Annotated in this window: 14 protein-coding genes; 8 read left to right on the top strand and 6 right to left on the bottom strand. The window is 56.1% G+C overall.

The annotated features are described in order from the left end of the window. Window positions 1-23: 23 nt before the first annotated feature. Window positions 24-1,832, bottom strand: coding sequence for an ABC transporter ATP-binding protein/permease (locus tag Q0Y21_RS15075; protein ID WP_297797277.1), 1,809 nt, complete (start codon window positions 1,830-1,832; stop codon window positions 24-26). 255 nt (window positions 1,833-2,087) lie between these two features. On the opposite strand from Q0Y21_RS15075, the gene Q0Y21_RS15070 reads away from it, so the two are divergent. The 4 genes from Q0Y21_RS15070 (at window position 2,088) to Q0Y21_RS15055 (ending at window position 8,165) form a co-directional block, all read left to right on the top strand. Next, a complete protein-coding gene (locus tag Q0Y21_RS15070; protein ID WP_297797275.1) occupies window positions 2,088-3,842 on the top strand; it encodes an ABC transporter transmembrane domain-containing protein in 1,755 nt (584 codons plus the stop codon). A gap of 116 nt (window positions 3,843-3,958) precedes the next feature. Beyond that, window positions 3,959-5,236, top strand: a complete 1,278-nt coding sequence (gene gabT, locus Q0Y21_RS15065; RefSeq protein ID WP_297797273.1) for a 4-aminobutyrate--2-oxoglutarate transaminase — start codon at window positions 3,959-3,961, stop codon at window positions 5,234-5,236. Window positions 5,237-5,599: 363 nt separating this feature from the next. After that, a complete protein-coding gene (locus Q0Y21_RS15060; protein WP_297797272.1) occupies window positions 5,600-7,312 on the top strand; it encodes a carbohydrate-binding module family 20 domain-containing protein in 1,713 nt (570 codons plus the stop codon). Between the two features lie 97 nt (window positions 7,313-7,409). Then, window positions 7,410-8,165, top strand: coding sequence for a VC0807 family protein (locus Q0Y21_RS15055; protein ID WP_297797270.1), 756 nt, complete (start codon window positions 7,410-7,412; stop codon window positions 8,163-8,165). A gap of 80 nt (window positions 8,166-8,245) precedes the next feature. On the opposite strand, the gene gyrB is transcribed toward Q0Y21_RS15055, so the two are convergent. The 5 genes from gyrB to dnaA all read right to left on the bottom strand — a co-directional run bounded on the left by gyrB (window position 8,246) and on the right by dnaA (window position 15,995). Further along, window positions 8,246-10,660 (bottom strand): DNA topoisomerase (ATP-hydrolyzing) subunit B, encoded by a 2,415-nt coding sequence (gene gyrB, locus Q0Y21_RS15050; RefSeq protein WP_297797268.1) that lies wholly within the window; start codon window positions 10,658-10,660, stop codon window positions 8,246-8,248. Between the two features lie 75 nt (window positions 10,661-10,735). Beyond that, the gene (recF, locus tag Q0Y21_RS15045) at window positions 10,736-11,866 is read right to left on the bottom strand and encodes a DNA replication/repair protein RecF (protein ID WP_297797266.1); all 1,131 of its coding nucleotides are present in this window, start codon (window positions 11,864-11,866) and stop codon (window positions 10,736-10,738) included. 152 nt (window positions 11,867-12,018) lie between these two features. Next, window positions 12,019-13,293 (bottom strand): AarF/ABC1/UbiB kinase family protein, encoded by a 1,275-nt coding sequence (locus Q0Y21_RS15040; RefSeq protein ID WP_297797819.1) that lies wholly within the window; start codon window positions 13,291-13,293, stop codon window positions 12,019-12,021. A gap of 94 nt (window positions 13,294-13,387) precedes the next feature. Then, complete coding sequence (dnaN, locus tag Q0Y21_RS15035) at window positions 13,388-14,488, bottom strand: DNA polymerase III subunit beta (protein WP_297797264.1); 1,101 nt, start codon at window positions 14,486-14,488, stop codon at window positions 13,388-13,390. Between the two features lie 55 nt (window positions 14,489-14,543). Then, window positions 14,544-15,995 carry a chromosomal replication initiator protein DnaA gene (gene dnaA, locus Q0Y21_RS15030; RefSeq protein WP_297797262.1) on the bottom strand — a complete coding sequence of 484 codons (1,452 nt, stop codon included), beginning with the start codon at window positions 15,993-15,995 and terminating at the stop codon, window positions 14,544-14,546. 650 nt (window positions 15,996-16,645) lie between these two features. On the opposite strand from dnaA, the gene rpmH reads away from it, so the two are divergent. From rpmH to yidC, 4 genes are read left to right on the top strand one after another with little or no spacing between them, the layout of a single operon-like run. Then, on the top strand, window positions 16,646-16,780 hold the full coding sequence (gene rpmH / locus Q0Y21_RS15025; protein ID WP_008172542.1) for a 50S ribosomal protein L34: 135 nt from the start codon (window positions 16,646-16,648) through the stop codon (window positions 16,778-16,780). Window positions 16,781-16,795: 15 nt separating this feature from the next. Next, on the top strand, window positions 16,796-17,200 hold the full coding sequence (rnpA, locus tag Q0Y21_RS15020) for a ribonuclease P protein component (protein WP_297797260.1): 405 nt from the start codon (window positions 16,796-16,798) through the stop codon (window positions 17,198-17,200). Beyond that, entirely contained in the window at window positions 17,200-17,466 is a 267-nt protein-coding gene (gene yidD / locus Q0Y21_RS15015; RefSeq protein ID WP_297797258.1) for a membrane protein insertion efficiency factor YidD, read from the top strand. Before rnpA ends, yidD begins: the two co-directional genes overlap by 1 nt. Window positions 17,467-17,470: 4 nt before the next feature. Further along, complete coding sequence (yidC, locus tag Q0Y21_RS15010) at window positions 17,471-19,174, top strand: membrane protein insertase YidC (RefSeq protein ID WP_297797256.1); 1,704 nt, start codon at window positions 17,471-17,473, stop codon at window positions 19,172-19,174. Window positions 19,175-19,211: the final 37 nt, after the last annotated feature.

The raw sequence follows: 19,211 nt of genomic DNA, 5'->3' as shown, positions 1-19,211 counted from the left end.
ACGGTTTTGGCAAGGCCCTCCGCTTACTGGCTCAACTGGGAGTTATCACCGCTCCGATGCTGCTGCTCCCACAGATGTGCATAGCGGCCACCCCGGGCCAACAGGTCGTTGTGGTGGCCGCTTTCCACAATCCGGCCGCCATCCATTACCAGAATGGCGTCGGCATCCCGCACCGTGGAAAGGCGGTGGGCGATGACCAGCGTCGTCCGCTGCTGGCTGACTTCCTTCAACGCCCCCAGAATGGCCTGCTCGGACAGCGAATCCAGTGACGACGTGGCCTCATCCAGAATCAGCAGCGGCGGGTTCTTCAGAATCACTCGGGCAATGGCCACCCGCTGCTTTTCACCCCCGGACAGTTTCAGCCCGCGCTCACCGACCCGGGTTTCGTAGCCATCGGGCAGGCTGTGGATAAAGTCTTCCAGATGCGCCATGCGGGCGGCACGATACACCTCTTCTTCACTGGCCTCCGGTCGGCCGTAAGCCAGGTTGCGATACAGGGTATCGTTGAACAGCACCGTATCCTGGGGGACCACGCCAATGGCGGCGCGCAGGCTGTCCTGGGTCACCTCGCGGATATCCTGGCCATCGATGGTAATCGCGCCCTTGTCCACATCGAAGAAGCGGAACAGCAACCGGGCGAGGGTAGACTTGCCCGCGCCGCTGGCCCCGACCACCGCCACGGTGTGGCCCGCGGGAATGGAAAAATCCACATCCTGCAGAATCGGACGATCCGGGCGATAGGCAAAGTGGATGTGGCTGAAGCATACTTCTCCGTCGTTCACTGCCAGCGCCCGGGCATCCGGCGCGTCCTTTATGCCCGGGGGATCACCCAACAGCCCGAACAGGCGCTCCACATTCACCAACGCCTGACGGATTTCCCGGTAGACAAATCCCAGGGCGTTCAGGGGAATAAACAGTTGCAACAGGTAGGCGTTGATCATGGTGAAGTCACCCAGGGTAATCTCGCCGCTGGCCACCTCCCGCACCGCCATCGCCATAATGGCAATCATCGCCAGGCCGATGATCAGGGCCTGGCCCGAGTTCAGCGCCGCCAGTGACAACCGGTTTTTCAGACGGGCCTGTTCCCAGTCTTCCAGGTCCCGGTCGTACAGCTGCGCCTCGAAGCGCTCGTTATTGAAGTACTTCACCGTTTCATAATTCAGCAAACTGTCCACCGCCCGCGAGTTGGACTGGTTGTCCCGGGCATTGGCTTCCCGTACAAACTTCGTGCGCCACTCGGTGACTTTGATGGAAAACACCACGTAGACCACCACCGCCACCAGAATCGCCAGCACATAGCCCACGTTGAACACCACAAACAGAATGCCGGCAACCATCAGGATTTCGAGCAGGGTGGGCACGATATTGAACAGGGTAAAACGCAACAGAAAACTGATGCCATTGGTGCCCCGTTCGATATCGCGAGCCAGACCACCGGTCTTGCGGTCCAGGTGAAACGCCAGTTCCCGGTTATGAAGATGTTCAAACACCCGCAACGACACCCGTCGCATCGCCCGCTCGGCTACCCGGGCAAAAACGGCATCCCGCAGTTCACTGAACAGGGTGCTGCCAAAGCGGAGCAAGCCGTAGGCCACCACCAGCAGCACCGGAATCCACAACAACAGCTCGCCACCCCGATTCTGGTCCAGGTAATCAACGATGTATTTCAGCGCCACCGGCGTCGCCACGGTGGCCAGCTTGGAGATCACCAGAAAGCCCAGGGCCAGGAAGACACGGCCACGAAATTCCGCCAGGTAAGGCCATAGACCGGCTATGACCTTCCAGTCCGGTTTATGGTCAGCAGGGTAGTCGTTATCGGCGTAGGCGCGCACTTGCGTGTTCCTTCAATTTCGGAGTTGTCGAGCGCACGGGGTGGGACTGCCTGCCAGGACACGCTGTAAATACGTCCCTGTACGCTCGGCAAAAGCCATCCCTGGCTTTTGACGGTCCTGGCAGGCAGTCCCACCCCGCACGCTCTTACATAGCTGTATGATAGGTCCTGTTAGGAGTCCAAACCGTACTGTTGCCAGAGTCTACAGCACGCCGTATCCAGGAGGCACATCATTAATACCCGTCATCGCAAGGCTTTGAAACTGATTGTCGGATTCATCAGCCCTTACCGTCGGGCGGTGGTTGGCGCCATCGTGGCGCTTATCATCACTGCCGGTATTACTCTTGGCCTTGGCCAGGGTTTACGAATTCTGGTGGACCAGGGACTGGCTACCCAATCGCCCGAGAACCTGGCCCGGGCCATCGGGCTGTTTTTTGTGCTGGTTTTGGGACTGGCGATCGGGTCGTTTTCGCGGTTTTACCTGGTGTCCTGGATCGGGGAGCGGGTGGTGGCGGATATTCGCAAGCAAGTCTTCAACCACCTGATTGACCTTCACCCCGGCTTCTTTGAACAGAACCGGGCGCTGGAGATCCAGTCCCGCTTTACCGCCGATACCACTGTGCTGCAGTCGGTGATTGGCTCGACCATCTCGATTGCCCTGCGCAATGCGCTGATGCTGGTAGGTGGCCTGATTCTGTTGTTTGTCACCAACGCCAAGCTGGCTGGCGTGATTTTTCTGGGCTTCCCGCTGGTGATCATTCCGATTCTGTTTTTCGGGCGCCGGGTCCGTCAGTTATCCCGTCTCAGCCAGGACCGGGTGGCCGATGTCGGCAGTTACGTGGGTGAAAATCTGGCCCAGATCAAAACCGTTCAGGCGTTCAATCATCAGCCCCACGACCGCCGCTTTTTCGCTGAAGTGTCGGAGCGGGCGTTCGACATTGCCCGCGACCGTATCCGCCAACGCTCCTGGTTGACCGCCCTGGCAATCGCGCTTGTGATGGGCGCGGTCGGCGTAGTTCTGTGGATCGGCGGCCTGGATGTTATCCACGGCCGGATCAGCCCCGGCGAGCTGGCGGCCTTCGTGTTCTATAGCCTGCTGGTGGGTGTGGCCGCCGGCGCGCTCAGTGAAGTGATCGGGGAACTCCAGCGCGCCGCCGGGTCCGCCGCACGGCTGTTTGAACTGTTGCAGACGCCATCAGAGCTGGTCAGCGAGCCGGACAACGCCATACCTCTGCCTGCCAACGTCAGCGGACAGATCGATATCCAGGGGCTGACTTTTCACTATCCGTCGCGGCAGGAGGTACCGGCCATCGACCGTCTGAACCTGAATATTCGGGCCGGCGAAACCCTGGCACTGGTGGGGCCTTCCGGTGCCGGTAAATCCACCCTGTTCGATCTGCTGCTGCGCTTTTATGAGCCGGAATCCGGCTCCATCACCCTCGACGGTATTCCGGCCAACGCGCTCAGCCTGGCAGACCTGCGACGGTGTTTTGCCCTGGTGCCCCAGAACCCGGCGCTGTTTCATGGGTCGGTTATGGACAATATCCGCTATGCACGGCCAACGGCCAGCCTGGAGGAGGTGAGGGCAGCTGCCGTTATTGCCCACGCCGATGAATTCATCCGCGCCCTGCCACAGGGGTATGACACCCGGTTGGGAGACAGTGGTCTGGGGCTTTCCGGTGGTCAGAGACAACGATTGGCCATTGCCCGTGCGTTACTGGCGGATGCTCCGGTTCTGCTGCTGGATGAAGCCACCAGCGCTCTGGATGCCGAAAGCGAGCATCTGATTCAACAGGCCATGCCGGCACTGACAGCGGAACGAACCACGCTGGTTATCGCCCACCGCCTGGCCACGGTTCGCGATGCCGACCGGATCGCGGTGATGGATCAGGGCAGGGTTCAGGACATTGGCCGCCATGACGAGCTGATCCAGCGCAACCCGCTCTACCAGCGGCTGGCACGGCTGCAGTTCCGCGATTCCGGGGAGGAAACCGCCACTGCTATCCATTAGTCGGTTTGTGAACCGTCACCGTACTCCTTACACTGATAGTGAGATTCCAGGGCGGCAACCCGCCAATGCCGGGTTGCCGCAGAATATTCGAACCTGATATCAGGGAGAATGGCAAAGTGAGCAATAAAGAATTGCAGGCACTCAAAGAACGCTACGTTGCAGCGGGCGCGGCAAGTCCCAATGAGCAATTTGCCGACCACGCGACCAACGCGGAACTGTGGGATGCCGATGGCAACCGGATGATTGATTTTGCCGGTGGCATTGGTGTCCTCAACATCGGTCACCGCCATCCGAAGGTGGTGGAAGCCGTCAAGGCCCAGCTGGATAAGCTGATGCACACCTGCCAGACGGTGATGCCCTATGAGGGCTACGTCAAACTGGCAGAGAAACTGAGCAGTGTGAGCCCGGTACGCGGCCACGCCAAGGTCATGCTCGCCAACTCCGGCGCCGAAGCCCTGGAGAACGCCATCAAGATCGCTCGTGCTGCCACCGGCCGCACCAACGTGATCTGCTTTGACGGCGGTTACCATGGTCGTACTTTTTACACCATGGCGATGAACGGCAAGGCCGCACCCTATCAGACGGATTTCGGCCCGATGCCCGGTACCGTCTATCGCGCTCCCTATCCCGTTCCCTATCACGGTGTCAGTGAAGACGAGGCGCTGCGCGGCCTGAAGATGGCGATGAAGGCCGATTCCCCGGCCCACAATACCGCAGCAATCGTGATCGAGCCGGTATTGGGTGAGGGCGGTTTCTATGCGGCACCGGCGAGTTTTCTCAAGGAGATCCGCAAGATCTGCGACGAGAACGATATCCTGATGATTGTGGATGAAGTGCAGAGTGGCTTTGGCCGGACCGGCAAGATGTTCGCCATTGAGCACAGCGGTGTTGAGCCGGATCTGATTACCATGGCCAAGAGCATGGCGGACGGTATGCCAATTTCCGCCATTGTCGGTACGGACAATCATATGGATGCGTCCGGCCCGAACTCTCTCGGTGGCACTTACACCGGTAGTCCCACGGCCTGTGCGGCTGCGTTGGCGGTGTTCGATGTGTTCAAGGAAGAGGATATTCTGGGCAAGGCCCAGGCACTGGGTGAGAAGCTGAACCAGCGCTTCAGTCAGTGGCAGGACCAGTTCGAGCATGTGGATAACGTGCGCAATCTTGGCCCCATGGCGGCCTTCGAGCTGGTGGAAAGCAAGGCCAGCCGTACGCCCAAGCCGGAGCTGGCGGCGGCGGTGACCAAGAAAGCCAAGGAAAAGGGTCTGATTCTGCTGAGCTGTGGTATGTACGGCAATACGTTGCGGTTCCTGATGCCAGTGACCATCGAAGATGATGTTCTGGAAGAAGGTCTGGCAATTGTGGAAGAGTGCCTGAAGGAAGTCGGGGCTTAATTCCCTTCAAACTTTTCTGAAGACCGGAGCCGGGCTATTCGCCCGGCTTTTTTTTGGTTTCAGGCATGGGTGAGGGATTGCCTTCTGAAACACGCTTCAAGCCCATCCATGGGACGCTTGGGCTCCGCCATCCCTGGCTCCGCACAGTTTCAGAAGGCAATCCCTCACCCATGCTTCCAGCCTCTTACCTGCCTACAAACTGTATCCTCCTTCCAGCTACGCCCCATTTTTAACCCTCAAGGATGTTATGCCTAAAGATTGCACAATGCATGTTGCTTCTTATCAGCCAATCCGAATAGAAAACAACCAACCGTTGGCTGAGACACAGAATGCACCACAACAAAGACAATACAGGAGCATGCAATGATCCCTCAACATCGCTTTATCGCCGGCGCCGCCCTTGGCGTGGCCATGGCGTTACCCACCCAACAGGCCCATGCGGGGGCGTTTGTTCATCTGTTCGAATGGAAATGGAGCGACGTCGCTCAGGAATGTGAGAATTTCCTCGGGCCGAAAGGTTTCAGTGCTGTGCAGGTGTCGCCGCCTCAGGAGCACATTCAGGGCAGTGCCTGGTGGACCCGGTATCAGCCGGTCAGTTATCAGTTGCAAGGTCGCAGTGGTGATGCCAATGCCTTTGCGGATATGGTTCAGCGCTGTAATGCCGCCGGCGTGGAGGTTTATGCCGATGCGGTGATCAATCATATGGCCAATGGTTCCGGAACAGGCACCGCCGGCTCGAGCTATGACTCCGGTTCTTTCAGCTATCCCATCTACAGCAGCAACGATTTTCACTCCCCCTGCACCATCAATCCGGAAGACTACGGCAACGATGCCTGGCGGGTGCGTAACTGCCAGTTGGTCGGCTTGCCGGACCTGGATACTGCGGATAGCTATGTGCAGAACACGATTGCCGGGTACCTGAACCATCTGACATCCCTGGGTGTGAAGGGTATTCGCATTGATGCTGCCAAGCACATGTCGCCGTCCGACATCAGCGGCATTCTGTCGGGATTGAATGATCCGCTCTATGTGTTTCAGGAGGTGATCGACCTGGGAGGCGAGGCGGTGAGTGCCGGGGAGTACACCGGCATTTCCGATGTCACGGAGTTTCGCTACAGTGCCTCCATTGGCGATGTCTTCAAGAACCAGCAACTGGCCAATCTGAACAGCTTTGGTGAGAGCTGGGGCTTTCTGGCCGGCGGGGATGCCGTGGTGTTCACCGATAACCATGACAATCAGCGTGGCCATGGTGCCGGCGGTAGCAACGTTGTGACCTACAAGGACGGCAGTGTGTACAACCTTGCCAACGTATTCATGTTGGCCTGGCCCTATGGGTATCCGAAGGTGATGTCCAGCTACAACTTTTCCGACGGTGATCAGGGCCCACCCGCCCAGACGGTTTACCAGAATGGCAGCGCGCAATGCGGTGACGCCTGGATCTGTGAACATCGCTGGGACGCGATTGCCAATATGGTGGAATTCCGCAACGTGACCGATGGCACCGGGGTATCCGGCTGGTGGGATAACGGCAATAATCAGATTGCCTTCAACCGGGGCAGCAAAGGCTTTGTGGCGATCAACCGGGAAGGGGGGAGTCTGTCACGGACCTTCAATACCGCTCTTCCGGACGGGGAGTACACCAACGTCGCCGGCAACGGTAGCTGCATTACTGTCCAGGGCGGACAGGTGACGCTGGATATTCCGGCGATGGAGGCAGCGGCACTGCATACAGGGGCACCCTGTGGCGGGATCGAAGAGCCCAATGACGGTGAGGGTGTTTCGGTATCCTTTGCATGCGCCAACGGCTACACCGACTGGGGCCAAAGCGTGTATGTGACTGGCAACAATGAGGCGCTGGGCAACTGGTCACCTGCCAGCGCACTGAAACTGGATCCGGAAAATTACCCGTCCTGGAACGGTACCTTCACCATGCCGGCTAATGCCGGTATCGAATGGAAGTGTATCAAACGCAGTGAAACCGACCCGGATAGCCAGTTAGTGTGGCAATCCGGTGACAACAACCTGCTGCAAACAGGAGATGCGGGGTCCACGGCGAGTACTTCGGGAAGCTTCTGATCCCGCTTACGTAACCCGTTCAATTCATCGTATACTGCCGGAACGATCTCCGGCAGTGCCTATCGGTCTGCTGCTGTTTCACCAATCAGGCTAAGCGATGACTTCTCCAAATTCCTCGAATATTCCGGACCACAAACCCAGACCCTGGGTCGACTTGTTAGTCAGCATTATCGTCCCCTCTGTGATCCTCATGAAATTCAGCGGTGATGAGCACCTGGGCAGCGTGAATGCCCTGCTTATCGGCCTAGCCTTTCCGCTGGGCTGGGGGTTGTTTGAGCTGGTCAGGTACCACAAGAAGAATTTCATTGCGGTGCTGGGCCTGATCAGTGTGGGTCTGACCGGTGGTATCGGGTTGATGGAGCTGGATGCCGGCTGGCTGGCGATCAAGGAGGCGGCTATTCCCGCCATCATTGGCCTGGCGGTGTTGATATCCACACGCACCAGATACCCCCTGGTGCGTACCTTGCTGTACAACCCGTCGGTCCTGAACGTCGACAAGATCCAGGCCGCGTTGAAAGAGCAGGGCAGTGAGGGGGAGTTTGAGGCAAGACTGCTGAAGGCAACGTATTTCTTCAGCCTGACGTTCCTGTTTTCCTCCATCATGAACTATGTGCTGGCCAGGTGGATTGTGGTCAGCCCTTCCGGCACACAGGCCTTCAACGAGGAACTTGGCCGGATGACGCTGGTGAGTTATCCGATGATCGCCATCCCCTCAATGATCATGATGATCGCGATTTTCTATTATCTGTGGCGCTCCATTCGCCGGCTCACCGGCTATACCCTCGAAGAAGTCATGGCACCGCATCTCGCTGCCCAGCACGAGAACAGCAACTCGTCCGATTCCGGACACTAAATGGCATCACAACTTTCTGATTTATCATAAAAAAGGCGACCATTCGGTCGCCTTTTTTTCTGCCTTCCTGACATCGTTGATCAGACGTCCAGGTTGGTCACTTCCAGGGCGTTGCTCTGGATAAACGCCCGACGTGGTTCAACGTCATCACCCATCAGCGTGGTGAAGATCTGGTCGGCCGCAATGGCGTCCTCGATGGTGACCTTCATCATACGGCGGGTTTCCGGGTCCATGGTGGTTTCCCACAACTGTTCCGGGTTCATCTCACCCAGCCCCTTATAGCGCTGAATGTTGAGACCGCGCTGTGCTTCTTTCATCAACCAGTTGAGCGCCCCCTCAAAGGACAGTACCGCCTGTTTGCGCTCACCGCGCTGGATATACGCGCCTTCCTCGATCAGTCCGTCCAGCGTTTCTCCCATACGGGCGATAGCGGCGTAGGACGATGATTCAAAGAACTCATGGTTGAACACGTGGGTATAGGGAATACCGTGAACGTAGATGACCACCTTGGGCAGATACAGGTTGCGCTCGGGGTCCTTTTCCACCGAGAAGGTGTACTTGGTGCCGGTACGCGTATCCAGATCCAGACCCTCACCCAGACGCGCCACCCAGCGAGCGACGGCCTCTTCTTCCTTCAGGTCTTCCGGCTTCAGGGTTACATTCTGCAGCATCTGCTCCAGAACCTTGGCCGGGTAGGCCCGGGACAGACGATCGATCATCGCCATCACCGCCTGGTAATCCTTGACCATGGTTTCGAGTGCCGAGTCCTTTATGGCCGGTGCTTCCGCGTTCACGTACAGCTGGGCGCCTTCCAGGGCCGTCTGGGTCAGGTAGGCGACCTTGGCCTTCTCGTCCTTCAGGTATTGCTCCTGCTTGCCCCGCTTGACCTTGTACAGGGGCGGCATGGCAATAAACACGTGCCCACGTTCGATGATTTCGCGCATTTGACGGAACAGGAACGTCAGCAACAGGGTACGGATGTGGGAACCGTCCACGTCGGCATCGGTCATGATGATGATGGAGTGGTAACGGAGTTTCTCCGGATTGAACTCCTCGCGACCAATACCACATCCCAGCGCCGTGATCAGCGTGCCTACTTCCGCGGATGACAGCATCTTGTCGAAACGGGCTTTTTCCACGTTGAGGATCTTACCTTTCAGCGGAAGAATGGCTTGGGTCTTACGGGCCCGACCCTGCTTGGCGCTACCACCGGCCGAGTCACCCTCCACTATGAACAGTTCGGAGAGGGCGGGGTCTTTTTCCTGGCAGTCCGCCAGTTTGCCGGGCAGACCGGCAATGTCCAGGGCACCCTTACGGCGGGTCATGTCCCGGGCCTTACGAGCCGCTTCACGAGCTCGTGCGGCCTCGATCATCTTGTTCACAATCAGCTTGGCTTCGTTCGGCTGCTCCTGCAGGAAATCCGCGAAGGACTGGTACAGCTCCTGTTCCACTGCGGTTTTTACTTCCGAGGACACCAGTTTGTCCTTGGTCTGGGACGAGAATTTCGGATCAGGTACTTTGACACTGATAATCGCCGTCAGACCTTCGCGGGCATCATCCCCTGAGGTACTGACCTTGGCTTTCTTGCCCAGGCCTTCGTGTTCAATGTAGTTATTGAGAGAGCGGGTCAGGGCGGCACGGAAGCCTGCCAGGTGGGTACCGCCGTCCCGCTGGGGGATGTTGTTGGTGAAGCAGTAGATGTTTTCCTGGAACGCATCGTTCCACTGCATCGCCACCTCTACGGCAATGCCATCTTCCCGCTCGGTGTTGAAGTGGAAAACCCGGTTGATTGGGGTCTTGTTGGTGTTCAGGTGCTCCACAAACGCCCGCAGGCCCCCTTCGTATTCAAAGACCTCTTCCTTACCGCTGCGCTCGTCCGTCAGGCGAATACGTACGCCGCTGTTAAGGAATGCCAGCTCGCGGAGGCGTTTGGCCAGAATATCGTAGTGGAATTCGATATGGGTGAAGGTGTCCGGAGACGGAATAAAGTGAACCTTGGTGCCGCTGGCGTCGGTATCACCCACCACACCCAGGGGCGCATTGGGTACGCCATGGCTGTAGGTCTGTTCGTAGACTTTGCCTTCCCTGCGAATGGTCAGCGTTAGGGTAGAGGAAAGGGCGTTTACAACAGAGACACCCACACCATGCAGACCACCGGAAACCTTGTAGGAGTTATCATCAAACTTACCGCCGGCGTGCAGCACGGTCATGATAACTTCCGCGGCGGATACCCCTTCCTCCTCGTGCAGGTCCGTCGGAATACCCCGACCGTTATCTTTAACGGTGATGGACTCATCGGGATGAATAATGACACCGATCTCGGAGCAGTGTCCGGCCAGAGCTTCATCGATGGAGTTATCCACCAGCTCAAACACCATGTGATGCAGACCGGTACCGTCGTCGGTATCGCCGATGTACATCCCGGGCCGTTTCCGAACCGCGTCCAGTCCTTTCAAGACTTTGATACTGGAGGAATTGTAGCTCGATTCGCTCATTAGGTACTCCTGATGGGTGATTACCGGGTGGTCCAGTGGCTGGTTTGTGCCAGCGCCATCGTGCGCCACCCAGACTTATTCTTCCTTCAATTTTCCATGTTCCACGTGGAACATCCGATAGTCCGGTTTCGCATCCCGCCACAATTCATCAGGGCGGGGCGGTTCGATGGAGGTTATAAAGACCTGGCATCGAAGTTCATACAATTTCTGAGCAAGCATGGCTCGATGGCTGACATCCAGCTCCGCATTGATGTCATCCAGCAAGAACGTCACCTGCTTACCAAGACTGCTCAAAACCATACCCTGAGCAATCTTCATCAGAATCACGAGGGTTTTTTGCTGACCTCTGGAAAAGGTCTCCGCAACCGGCCTGCCCTGAAACCGCAACTTCACATCAGCACGATTAGGGCCATACAGCGTGTGCCCCATTCGCAGCTCTTGTTCCCGATGAGCTGCGAGCACATCGGAGAGTGGCTGGCTGACATCCCAGCCCGGATAAAAATCCATTTTCATGCCTTCAACCCACGGTGCGTCCACTTCCTGAAGCAGGCTTTCAAACGCCGACTCAAAGAGGGCAAAGGCGGCCTGTCTTGCTTCGGTCAGGCGATTTGCCAGCTGGGTATACTGACTGTCCCAGACCCGAATTAAGGCTTCGTCTAGTCTACCATTTCTCAGCGTCTGATTCCGCTGTGACGTCACTCTTTGACACTGTTGCCACACATTCGCGAAGGAAGGTTCCACGTGGAACACTGCCCAGTCCAGAAATTGCCGACGTTTTCCCGGGCCACCGGCAACGATGTCAAAAACTCCCGGATCAATCACCGATACTGGAAGATGACGGGCGACTGACGACAGATTCTTCACCGCCTCACCATCCACCCGTAACGTGGTTTCCTTGCGACCGACATCCCGGGCGAAGCCCAATCGATGTACCAGTTGGCCGGGTTCTTGTCCCTCGCTCATTCTGTCATCGTGGCCCTGATCCAACCCGCCGAATACGGTCAGCCGCTGTTGCCCGTGTTGAACCACGGCCTGGTGCCGGCTGACCCGAAAGGACCGTCCAAGACCGAGATAACCAATCGCTTCAAGCACACTGGTTTTTCCGCTGCCGTTTTCCCCAAACAACAGGTTGAAGGACGGAGAAAAAGTAACAGGCGCGGAGGATAGGTTCCGGAAGTGTTCCGTTTGCAGTTTGACCAGCGCCATAGAGTCAGGGGATTACCGGAGAATGTGTCAGAAATGAAAAAGGCAGCACCCGCCTAACGAGTGCTGCCTTAGTGTACAAAACCCTCAGCCGGAAGGCGACGATTAAGGCGCATTTGCCAACAATCGTTTTGCCTCCACGACAGGTTTGTTGGTCAGTGGAGCATGTTCAACCGCTCATCCATAAACACATCCATTTCCGGCGCCAGGATGTGTACGTAGCGATCGAAATACAGGAACTGTTTCAGCAAAAGCGCAAATTCCCTGGGAAAGTGCAGGCCATGACTTTCGCCAATCTTGACCATGTCCATCAGGATGTTGTTGACGTCGTCCTCAGCCTGATCCGCTTCGTATGGCACCTGGTCCGGAACCATGGTGTCCATCTGCTGATACAGCTTGCGAAGGTCGTTGGCCAGGGCCGAGACTTCCACATGCTCGTGAGTAATACCAATCCGAATCATCGCGTCGGCCATCCCTTCGAAATTGCCGACCATGACCGCGGAGATGAAATCACTAACGGCCTGCCAGGTATCCGGGCGGATGCGCCCCACGATACCGAAATCGATGAATCCGACACGACCGTCCTTCAACACCATCAGGTTGCCGGCATGCACATCCGCATGGAAAAACTCGCACTGGGTCAGGCTGGAAAACCAGGTATTCATTGCCGTGATCAGGGTGCGTTCCGGATCGCGGGCATAACCGCGAATGCTTTCCAGATCCGTCAGGGGAACACCGTGGAATCGCTCCATGGTGAGAATACGGCGGGTACTGCAATGCTCGTAAACCAGCGGAACGGCCGCGTCCTCGTTATGGGTGGTCTGCAGGAAATGACGGAACACCTTGAGGTTGTTGGCTTCCTTGATAAAGTCGCACTCTTCCATCATCGTCCGCTGGATTTCCTCGACGATACCGGAGAGGGACGTCCAGGACAGCTTTGGTGCCAGCGTTTCGAGGATCTTTGCGGACAGATAGAGGAAATTCAGATCCGTCAGCAGAATGTTTTCCACCCCGGGCTTCTGCACCTTGATGACCACATCCTCGCCGGTCAGCAGCTTGGCAGAGTGAACCTGGGCAATAGAGGCGGAAGCCAGGGCGACCGGATCAATCTCCGCAAAGACCTGATCGATCGGACGGTCGAGCTCTTCACGGATGATTTTTTTGATCACGCTGAAGGGCAGGTTAGGGGTCTTGTCCAGACAATACTGAAACTCTTCCACGTATTCCTTGGGGAAAAACGTGGGAGAACTGGCAATAAACTGTCCCAGCTTGATGTACGTTGCACCGAGAGATTCAAAAGTCTGACGTAACAGCCGTGGCGTTGGCGGGCGATCTCCCCGCAACCAGTTAACGCCGGTACGACCCAGTATGGATACCGTCTGGCCAATACGGAATGCGCCCTTGATACTGTTGGTCACTGTTCCCTTCATCATCTCATCACCTCAATATTTACTGAACCCGGTGTATAACCAATCCCCGACATCCGTACGGGCCACTCATGCCTGTGGCCCGGTTCAATCAATATTACAGGCGCATGGGCATGACCACGTACAGACAGCGATTGTCGTTCTGGGCCTCGATCAACGCACTGCTGTTAGGGTTGGCCAGGGTAATCTTGACCTGGTCCTCGTCCAGCGCGTTCATGACATCCACCAGGTAGCCTACATTAAAGCCAATCTGCAGTGATTCGCCCTGATACTCCACTGGCAGCGCGTCTTCGGCCTGTTCCTGATCCGGGTTGTTGGCGAAGACCTGCAGCTCATTGGGTGCCAGATTCAATCGCACACCGCGGATATTCTCGTGGGACAGAATACCCGCCCGTTGCAGCGTATTCTTCAGCGTTGCCCGATCGGCGAGGACGACCTTATCGCCGCCACGGGGGATAACACGATTGTAGTCCGGGAATTTGCCTTCAATCAGTTTGGACGTGAAGGTATAACTGCCAACCGTCGCCCGCAGATGATTGTCACCGATCACCAGGGTAACCGGTGTCTCCACATCGTCCAGCAGCCGCGCCAGTTCCAGTACACCTTTGCGCGGCACGATCACCTGACGGAGATCACTACCGGTCGGCAGGTCGAAATGCGCCATCGCCAGGCGGTGACCATCGGTGGCCACAGTCCGTATGTGCCCCTGATCCACTTCCAGCAACAACCCGTTCAGGTAATAGCGAACGTCCTGCTGTGCCATGGCGAATGCCGTGGCATCCAGCATACGACTCAATTCTTTCTGTGGCACATCAAGACGGAAACTTTCCGCATCGTCCTCAACATTCGGGAAATGCTCAGCCGGCAACGTCGACAGGGTAAAATGACTCGCGCCACAACGAAGGTGCAGTCGGTCTCCTTCCTGGGCCAATTCGATCGGTGCCTCATCCCCCAGCGCCCGGCAGATATCTGCGAGCTTTCGTGCGGGCACCGTAATTTTCCCCGGCTGGTCCACATGCACAGGCGTGATTCGACCCACCAACTCCACTTCCATATTGGTGCCAGTCATGGTGAGGGTGTTGTCCTCGGCCACCAGCAACACATTGGACAGTACCGGCATGGTCTGTTTGCGTTCCACTACCCCGGCAATGGATTGCAACGGGGTAAGCAGTGATTCTCGGCTGATCGTCAGTTTCATGGCACTCAGCAGTCTTCTATTGGAAGGTGAATGTTGTCCGCAACCATCCCGGTCATCAGGTGGTCAGCAGTCTCATAAAGTTCTGATAATCTTCACGGATACTCGGATCCGTCTCCTGCAATTCCACAATCTTCTTGCAGGCGTGCAGTACCGTGGTGTGGTCACGGCCACCGAAGGCGTCGCCAATCTCCGGCAGGCTGTGGTTGGTCAGCTCTTTCGACAACGACATGGCCACTTGCCGCGGACGGGTTACCGTTCGGGTCCGTCGTTTTGACAACAGATCCGCCACCTTGATCTTGTAATACTCCGCCACAGTACGCTGAATGTTATCGATACTGACCTGCTTTTCATGGAGCGCCAGCAGGTCCTTCAGACTTTCACGAATGAACGGCGGGGTAATTTCCGAGCCTGTGAAGTGAGCATTCGCTATCACCAAACGCAGCGCGCCTTCTAACTCTCGGACATTCGATCGGATTTTCTGGGCAATAAAAAAAGCCGCTTCGCTGCTCAGTTTGACATTGGCCTGCTCGGCCTTTTTCATCAGGATCGCAACCCGGGTTTCCAGCTCCGGCGGTTCTACCATCACGGTCAGGCCCCAACCAAACCGCGACTTCAGCCGCTCTTCCATATCCACAATTTCTTTCGGGAACCGGTCGCAGGTGACAATCACCTGCTGCCCACCCTCGAGCAACGCATTGAAGGTGTGGAAAAACTCTTCCTGGGACCGCTCCTTACGGGCAAAGAACTGGATGTCATCGATCAACAGCGCATCCACCGAGCGGTAATACCGTTTAAACTCGTTGATAGCGTTCAACTGCAGCGCTTTGACCATATCGGCAACAAATCGCTCAGAACGCAGGTAGGCCACCTTGGCGCGGGGGTTGCGCCGCACAATATCGTTACCAATAGCGTGCATCAGGTGGGTCTTACCCAAACCGACGCCACCATACAGGAACAGCGGGTTATAGGCGCCACCGGGGTTCTCGGCTACCTGCATCGATGCCGCTCTGGCCAATTGGTTGGATTTACCCTCAACGAAGGTCTCAAAGGTAAATCCCTCATTCAGGAAGCTCTGATGTTTGATATCACCTTCAACCTGAACGGATCGCCGGCCACTGTCATGGGTGGGTTTTACGGAAGGAGACGCGACCGTTGCCGCCACGCCTTTCTCTTCTTCCGTCACCGAACTGCCGGCTTCTTCCTGAGCCGCTCCGCCCGCCTGTCTGTCGGGCTCTGAACGTACCACCAGATCATCCACCTTCGGCGCCGATCCAACCTTCATGTTTACGCGAGGCGCCTGCCCCCCGTTCAAATCCTTCAATACTTCTTCTATACGCCTGAGGTATTTTTCGTTCACCCAGTCCATTACAAACCGGTTGGGCGCAAACAACATCAGCTGACCTTCGCGATGATCAGACTGCAATGGCCTCAACCAGGTATTGAACTGTTGAGCGGGAAACTCGTCCCGGAGTACTTCTAGACACTGATGCCAGATGGTATTCGGCACAACAGCCTGCCTCCGATGCCTCAGAATTGTCTCACACCGGATCACGGTAACCCGGCGATGTCAGAGATGACCCGGAATTCTACCCCGAGGACCCCCCAAGTAAAAGGGGAAAAAGCCACTCATGAACAGCCTGTGGAAAGTTATTTTTTTAACTTTCAAGTTTTTACGAACTTACCTACAGGGTTGTGTACAGAAAATTTTTGCTGTTGATGGTTACCCACAGCCCTGTGTGTATACCTTGCGTTTAACCCTGTGCGTAGCCTCTTGACCAATACAGGGATAAGTCGGGTTTTTACCGCCACCCCGAATTACTCACAATCCCTGCTTCGCTTATACACAGACCTCATGGCGCCTTTTCAACCTCTTTGTAAACCACTTAAGGTTCTGTTTTTAGTGCTCTATATTCCCTTATCCACAGAAAAGACGCTTACTAATAACAGTAATAATTAATCCTTAAGAAGATTAAAAAAGACCTACTAATGTTATTAGTGATTGACCCGATGAGTCCCTCCTCCGAACTTTCCACCCCTGTGCCTGCATTAGCCATTGAATTCATGCGCCAGTTTGCATAGAATGCCGCTCCTGTTCTGGCTGTTCATTTTCCAGCCAACCGTTGAATTTCCCAATACCTGAAATGTGAGATCATCACCATGAAAAGAACGTTTCAACCAAGCGTACTGAAGCGTAAGCGCGTCCACGGTTTCCGTGCTCGTATGGCCACTGCAAACGGCCGGAAAGTTATTTCCCGTCGTCGTGCGAAAGGCCGCGCACGTCTGTCTGCTTAAGACATCGTCCGCCTCATGAGGGCTTTGAGTTTCCCGAAATCCCACCGGTTACTGAAACCTGGCGATTACGGCAAAGTCTTCAACGACGTAAGAATCAGAGTTCCACACCGGAATTTTCTGATCCTGGCGACACCCAATGAATTGGGACACGCCAGGATCGGTCTGGTGTTTTCCAAGAAAAACCTGAAACTTGCCGTGCAACGTAATCGTGTAAAACGACGGGTACGGGAAACCTTCAGGCTCCAGCCCGACTTGCCCGGACTGGATATTATCGTTCTAGGCAGGCAGGGTCTGACTCAGCTTGATAACCAGACCGTCACTGCTACGCTGAATGACCTCTGGTCACGGCTGGTTAGAAAACATCGTCACGCTCAACCGTCGACACCTGCACCTTCTCCCACCGGTAAAGGATCGGATTAATGCGCACATTGCTGCTCTTGCCAATCCGTTTCTACCAGTATGCAATCAGCCCCCTGATGGCCAGTCATTGCCGGCATTACCCAACCTGCTCGCAATACGCTGTTGAAGCCATCACTTATCACGGCGCGATCAAAGGTCTTTTTCTCGCCACGGGACGATTGTTGAGGTGTCATCCCTGGGCCGAAGGCGGGTATGATCCGGTACCGGGCACTGACCACTGTGGACAGGCTAGCCATTCCCATAACACGAACCAGACCAAACAGTAAGTTTATGGATATTCAACGCATAGTATTATTTGCCGGCCTAGCTATTGTCAGTTACCTGATGGTACTTGCCTGGAACGAAGACTATAACCAGCCACAACAGCAACAGGTCGTCGAGCAAACCCAGTCTTTGGGTACCAACGGCGGTACTGCGGACCTCCGGGTTCCGGAAGAAACCGGTTCAGCAGGCAGCAATGGTGGGGAGTTCACCACTCCGGACGACGACAGTCAGGCAATCGGCGACACCAACACCGGCGAAATCAGCGACCAGTTGATCACGGTTCGCACCGATGTGCTGGAACTCAAGATCGATCGTGTTGGCGGCAACCTGGTGGAAAGTTCCCTGCTGGATTACGACAAATCCCTTGATAGCAAGGCATCCCTGAAGATCCTGACCAATACAAAGAACCGAACCTATGTTCTGGAAAGCGGACTGATCGGTCGGGACGGGATCGACAGCAGCAGTAATGGTCAACCCCCGGTCTATGACTCCGCTACTTCGAGCTATGAGCTGTCGGAAGACGCCAATGAACTCATTGTGAACCTGACGTTTACCACCGAATCCGGCGTTGAAATTACCAAGCAATACCAGTTTGCGCGGGACAGTTATGAGATCGGCGTTCGTTACCTGATCAATAACCAGTCCGGCGACAACTGGAAAGCCAATCTCACAGGGAAAATCGTCCGCGACCAGGCTCCCGACCCGACTGCCCAGAACAGCCTTGGTATCAAAGCCTTCCTTGGCATGGTGGTAAGTACCCCGGAAGATCCATACGAGAAATACGATTTCGGTGACCTCAGTGAGACCCCGATTAACCAGTCGGTGACCAACGGCTGGCTGGCATTTCTCCAGCATTACTTCCTGACCGCCTGGGTGCCCGAGCGGGATCAGCCCGCCCAGTTCCAGACCACCCGGCGCGGCCCGCTTTATGTCATGGGCTTTGTCTACCCGGCCACCACCGTGGCTCCCGGTGAAACCGCCGAGATCGGCGCAAGTGCCTATGTTGGTCCAAAGATCATTGATCGATTGGAAGCCGTTGCTCCTAACATGGACCGCACTGTTGACTTCGGCTTCCTGTTCTTTATCGCACTGCCGTTGTTCATCGTACTGGAATGGTTCTACGGTCTGGTCGGCAACTGGGGCGTAGCCATTATTCTGCTGACGGTCCTGGTCAAGGCGGTATTTTTCCACCTGTCCGCCACCAGTTATAAGTCCATGGCGAGAATGCGAGCGGTCGCACCACAGCTGACCCGACTGAAAGAGCTCTATGGGGATGACCGTCAACGCATGTCCCAGGAAATGATGGCGCTGTACAAGCGGGAGAAGATCAATCCGCTGGGCGGCTGTCTGCCCATCCTGGTGCAGATGCCGGTGTTTATATCCCTGTACTGGGTTCTGTTCGAGAGCGTTCAGCTTCGCCACGCTCCGTTCATGCTGTGGATAAACGACCTGTCGGTGATGGATCCTTACTTCATCCTGCCGATCCTCATGGGCGCCAGCATGTTCCTGCAGATGAGCCTTAACCCGACACCGCCGGACCCCATGCAGGCCAAGATCATGAAGATGATGCCGCTGATCTTCACGGTCTTCTTCCTCTGGTTCCCGGCGGGTCTGGTACTGTACTGGCTGGTGAACAACATTCTGTCCATTGCCCAGCAGTGGTACATTACGCGGAAGATTGAAGCGGAAGTTGCGGGTAGAAAGCACTGATCTGCGGATAGTGTGTCTGACACCGTAACCTGACAGA

The organism is uncultured Marinobacter sp., assembly GCF_947259545.1.
In the GTDB taxonomy this organism is placed as follows: Bacteria; Pseudomonadota; Gammaproteobacteria; order Pseudomonadales; family Oleiphilaceae; genus Marinobacter.
Note: the sequence above shows the minus strand (reverse complement) of the source record. Positions and strands in the feature narration are given on the sequence as shown.

Bases quoted from the DNA above. Each gene is read 5' to 3' on its own strand.
- dnaN (WP_297797264.1), bottom strand. From the start codon at position 14,488: ATGAAACTGACGATCAGCCGAGAATCACTGCTTACCCCGTTGCAATCC.
- Q0Y21_RS15040 (WP_297797819.1), bottom strand. From the start codon at position 13,293: ATGAAGGGAACAGTGACCAACAGTATCAAGGGCGCATTCCGTATTGGC.
- yidD (WP_297797258.1), top strand. From the start codon at position 17,200: ATGCGCACATTGCTGCTCTTGCCAATCCGTTTCTACCAGTATGCAATC.
- rnpA (WP_297797260.1), top strand. From the start codon at position 16,796: ATGAGGGCTTTGAGTTTCCCGAAATCCCACCGGTTACTGAAACCTGGC.
- yidC (WP_297797256.1), top strand. From the start codon at position 17,471: ATGGATATTCAACGCATAGTATTATTTGCCGGCCTAGCTATTGTCAGT.
- rpmH (WP_008172542.1), top strand. From the start codon at position 16,646: ATGAAAAGAACGTTTCAACCAAGCGTACTGAAGCGTAAGCGCGTCCAC.
- recF (WP_297797266.1), bottom strand. From the start codon at position 11,866: ATGGCGCTGGTCAAACTGCAAACGGAACACTTCCGGAACCTATCCTCC.
- Q0Y21_RS15060 (WP_297797272.1), top strand. From the start codon at position 5,600: ATGATCCCTCAACATCGCTTTATCGCCGGCGCCGCCCTTGGCGTGGCC.
- gyrB (WP_297797268.1), bottom strand. From the start codon at position 10,660: ATGAGCGAATCGAGCTACAATTCCTCCAGTATCAAAGTCTTGAAAGGA.
- Q0Y21_RS15055 (WP_297797270.1), top strand. From the start codon at position 7,410: ATGACTTCTCCAAATTCCTCGAATATTCCGGACCACAAACCCAGACCC.